This is a genomic window from Shigella sp. FC1567 (assembly GCF_001743015.1).
In the GTDB taxonomy this organism is placed as follows: domain Bacteria; phylum Pseudomonadota; class Gammaproteobacteria; order Enterobacterales; family Enterobacteriaceae; genus Escherichia; species Escherichia coli.
Window position 1 is genome coordinate 1 of sequence record NZ_MIIV01000185.1, and the last position, 3,528, is coordinate 3,528.

The 3,528-nt window shown below is 52.0% G+C and carries 4 protein-coding genes and 1 pseudogene; 1 reads left to right on the plus strand and 4 read right to left on the minus strand.

Going from position 1 to position 3,528, the window contains the following annotated elements:
- Window positions 1-95 precede the first annotated feature (95 nt).
- The 4 genes and pseudogenes from phnD to BHE85_RS12250 form a co-directional block, all read right to left on the minus strand.
- Window positions 96-1,112 (minus strand): annotated as a pseudogene (phnD, locus tag BHE85_RS12235) (phosphonate ABC transporter substrate-binding protein).
- A gap of 24 nt (window positions 1,113-1,136) precedes the next feature.
- On the minus strand, window positions 1,137-1,925 hold the full coding sequence (gene phnC / locus BHE85_RS12240) for a phosphonate ABC transporter ATP-binding protein (RefSeq protein ID WP_001193421.1): 789 nt from the start codon (window positions 1,923-1,925) through the stop codon (window positions 1,137-1,139).
- A gap of 132 nt (window positions 1,926-2,057) precedes the next feature.
- On the minus strand, window positions 2,058-2,501 hold the full coding sequence (gene yjdN, locus BHE85_RS12245; protein ID WP_001131335.1) for a VOC family metalloprotein YjdN: 444 nt from the start codon (window positions 2,499-2,501) through the stop codon (window positions 2,058-2,060).
- 159 nt (window positions 2,502-2,660) lie between these two features.
- The gene (locus tag BHE85_RS12250) at window positions 2,661-2,996 is read right to left on the minus strand and encodes a zinc ribbon domain-containing protein YjdM (protein ID WP_004988234.1); all 336 of its coding nucleotides are present in this window, start codon (window positions 2,994-2,996) and stop codon (window positions 2,661-2,663) included.
- A 367-nt stretch (window positions 2,997-3,363) separates the two neighbouring features.
- Between BHE85_RS12250 and BHE85_RS12255 the strand changes: the two genes are divergently transcribed.
- Window positions 3,364-3,528 (plus strand): IS1 family transposase (locus tag BHE85_RS12255; protein ID WP_047664789.1); only part of this gene is annotated, 165 nt, incomplete at its 3' end.

The following is a 3,528-nucleotide window of genomic DNA, read 5'->3' on the forward strand; positions in this document are numbered from 1 at the left end:
CCCTGTGGGAGAGGGCCGGGATGAGGGCATCAGCGTGCGCATTTCCCCCTCACCCTAACCCTCTCCCTCAAGGGAGAGGGGACCGATCGAGCACATTACTGCACCGCTTTACTCACCGAACTCATCGCGCTTAACGCGTTGTTCAGGCGGTCCAAGTCATCCAGCTGCGCCTGAATCTCGGTGGTTTTCGCCAGCTTGTCCTGCTCATTCAGTCCTTTATTGCTTTTTACGCCCTGCATCTCTTTAAACAGTGCGAGCTGGCGAATCGGCACCAGTTGCAGGTCGCTGGAGGCGCGGAACGGGGCCCAGCCCAGGCGTTCCAGCACCGCTTTCTCTTCCGGCGTTTTTCCGTAGTTCATAAAGAAGTCGTAGATCTTGTCTTTGGTGGTTTCGGAGAGATTCTTGCGCCAGACGATCGGATCGCCTGGGATCAGCGGCGACTTCCAGATCACCTTCAGTTCTTTCAGCTTCTCTGGCGCGGAGGTTTTCAGCTTGTCGAGGTTTTCGGTGTTGTTGGTGGCAACATCCACCTGCTTGTTGGCGACGGCCAGCGCGTTGGTTTCATGCCCAGCGTTGACGGTGCGCTTAAAGTCGCTGGCGGAGATATTGTTTTTGGCAAAGACGTAGTAACCGGGGACGAGGAAGCCAGAGGTGGAGTTAGGATCGCCATTGCCGAAGGTGAGATCTTTCCGCTTCGCCAGCAGATCGTTCAGGTTGTTGATCGGACTATCTTTGTTGACGATCAACACGCTCCAGTAACCTGGCGATCCATCCGCCGCGACCGTCTGGGCGAAGACCTGGCCGTTGGCGCGATCCACCGCTTCCATTGCCGACAGGTTGCCTTACCAGGCGATATCCACTTTATTGAAGCGCATTCCCTGGATAATGCCTGCGTAGTCTGGGGCAAAGAAGGCGTTCACCTTCACGCCCAGCTTCTTCTCCATATCCTGTAAGAATGGCGTCCATTGCGGTTTCAGGTTTTGCTGTGATTCCGTTGAAATAATGCCGAAATTCAGCGCCTTTTCCTGCTCTTCGGCGTGTGCCGGGCTTAACAGGGTGCTGAGGCTGAACATGCTGGTGAAGGCCAGCGAGGCAATTATCTTAGCGTTCATTCGTTTTCCTCAATGATGGGGATGTCAGGCAGCTTTCGCGTTCTCTTCGATGCGATTAATGCTGCGGTAGAGATGGTCAAAACGTTCGTTATCAAACTGTTGGCTGCTGCCGTCGTAGAAAACGTGCCCCTGGCGCAGGGCGACGATGCGTTCGCAGTAGCGCAGGGCGTAATCCACCTGATGCAGCGTGACGACTACGGTGATGCCGTCGTTCTGATTGATGTCGCGCAGGGTGTCCATCACGATGCGGGCGGATTCCGGGTCCAGCGAGGCGATGGGTTCATCGGCCAGAATCACCTTCGCCTGCTGCATCAGCGCGCGGGCAATCGCCACACGCTGCTGCTGTCCGCCGGAGAGGGTGGAAACGCGTTGATGGGCAAAATGCACCATGCCAACGCGGGTCAGCGCCTGTAACGCGCGTTGTTTCTGCTCGCGGGTGAACCAGCTAAAACAGGTGCGCCAGAACGGCGTGCTGCCGAGCGCGCCAATCAGCACGTTCTCCAGTACGCTCAGGCGATTCACCAGGTTGAATTGTTGGAAGATGTAGCCGGTATGGGCGCGGCTTTTGCGGATATCGCGCGCCAGACGGCCTTCGCGCTGGACTGTGCGGCCCAGCAGCTCGATATGGCTGCCGGCGGATTTATCGCCGGTAATCAAACCGCTTAAGTGACGTAAAAGTGTGGATTTGCCGGAACCCGACGGCCCAAGCAGAGCCACCATTTCACTGTGATGAATGTTCAGATCAACCGCATGCAGCGCTTGATGCTGATTGAAGGTTTTGGCGAGCTTCTCGACACGGATAATCGTTTGCATGATGCAGCCTCCCTAAAAAAGTGGCTCCATCGTGGCGGATTATTGTGACGATTTGGTTAATTAAAAGTGACTAACAGATGAAGAGTTAACGGGAATTCGATGACAGTGCGGGAGGGCGGGCCTCCCGGCGGGTTATTGCGTTGGTTGTTGTTTGACGACATTAATCATCCACGGTACGCCAAATTTATCGGTGACTTTGCCGAAGCCATGCGCCCAGAAAGTTTCCTGCCAGGCCATTTCAATTTTTCCGTTAGCGGCAAGGTTATCAAACCAGCGTTTTCCTTCTTCGACCTGTTGCGAATCGAGCACCAGCGTAAAGCCGGAGTAGCTGGCTTTTCCTGACGGTATAGCATCGCTCATCATGATGTCGCTTCCGGCAATGCGCACGTTGGCGTGGGCGATGGCGGTATCGGGAAATTGCATTCCGGAAGGGCAGTTCTCGGCGCTGTCCTGCGCTGATTTTGGCATTTCGCCGAAGCTGATTTTATAGAGCAGTTCCGCGCCCAACGTACGTTGATAATAGGCAATCGCGTCGGAACAGTTACCGGCAAAAGAGAGGTAGGGACTTAACGGCATGATGGTGACCTCAGTTAAGAGAAGCCAGTTAAGTGTAGTTCGAAATTTATACAGATGAGAGGGAAGCCTGATAAGGCGCGGTCAGCGTCGCATCAGGCAGTCGGCATCGTTGCCGGATGTGGCGCGAGCGCCTTATCCGGCTTACCGATCACAATACAATCAGTTCTTTTTCACAAACTCAGATTTCAGTTTCATCGGACCAAAACCGTCGATTTTGCAATCGATGTTATGGTCGCCTTCAACCAGGCGGATGTTTTTCACTTTGGTGCCAATTTTCAGCATCGAAGAGCTACCTTTCACCTTCAGATCTTTAATGATGGTAACGCTGTCGCCGTCAGCCAGCAGATTGCCGTTAGCATCTTTAACGATCAGCTCGTCGCTTTCCTGTGCAGGTTCTGTGTCGTTCCATTCGTAGGCACATTCCGGGCAGATGTACATGCCGTTATCTTCGTAAGTGTATTCGGAGTTGCATTTTGGGCAGTGTGGTAATGACATGTGGATTTCCTCAAAAGTCAGCAGGGCAAAAGCGCCAAAAAACGGCAGATTGCCGAAAAAGGCCGCAATTATACACAAAATCCCTGAGTTTGTCGGGGGTACTGCTGATTTTAGACGACGATCGTTTTCATTTGAAAGGAAACGCAAAAAGAAAATAATCTTTTTGCCTCTATTTATTATTTAAGATAATGTTAATGCTCTACCTGTTCTTTTTTTATTCACATGATATTTTTATCTTTCTGACGTTTTAAACGCATCAGAAGACGTTATTTATTCTGATAAAAAACAACACACTAAATATAAAATTATTTCGGTAATGCTGCCAACTTACTGATTTAGTGTATGATGGTGATTTTAAGGTGCTTGCGTGGCTTCCATTTCCATCAGATGTCCTTCCTGCTCCGCTACTGAAGGCGTGGTGCGTAACGGCAAAAGCACTGCCGGACATCAGCGCTATCTCTGCTCTCATTGCCGTAAAACATGGCAACTACAGTTCACTTACACCGCCTCTCAGCCCGGTACGCACCAGAAA

Coding starts and splice junctions, on each gene's coding strand:
- phnC (WP_001193421.1), bottom strand. CDS start 1,925: ATGCAAACGATTATCCGTGTCGAGAAGCTCGCCAAAACCTTCAATCAG.
- BHE85_RS12250 (WP_004988234.1), bottom strand. CDS start 2,996: ATGTCATTACCACACTGCCCAAAATGCAACTCCGAATACACTTACGAA.
- yjdN (WP_001131335.1), bottom strand. CDS start 2,501: ATGCCGTTAAGTCCCTACCTCTCTTTTGCCGGTAACTGTTCCGACGCG.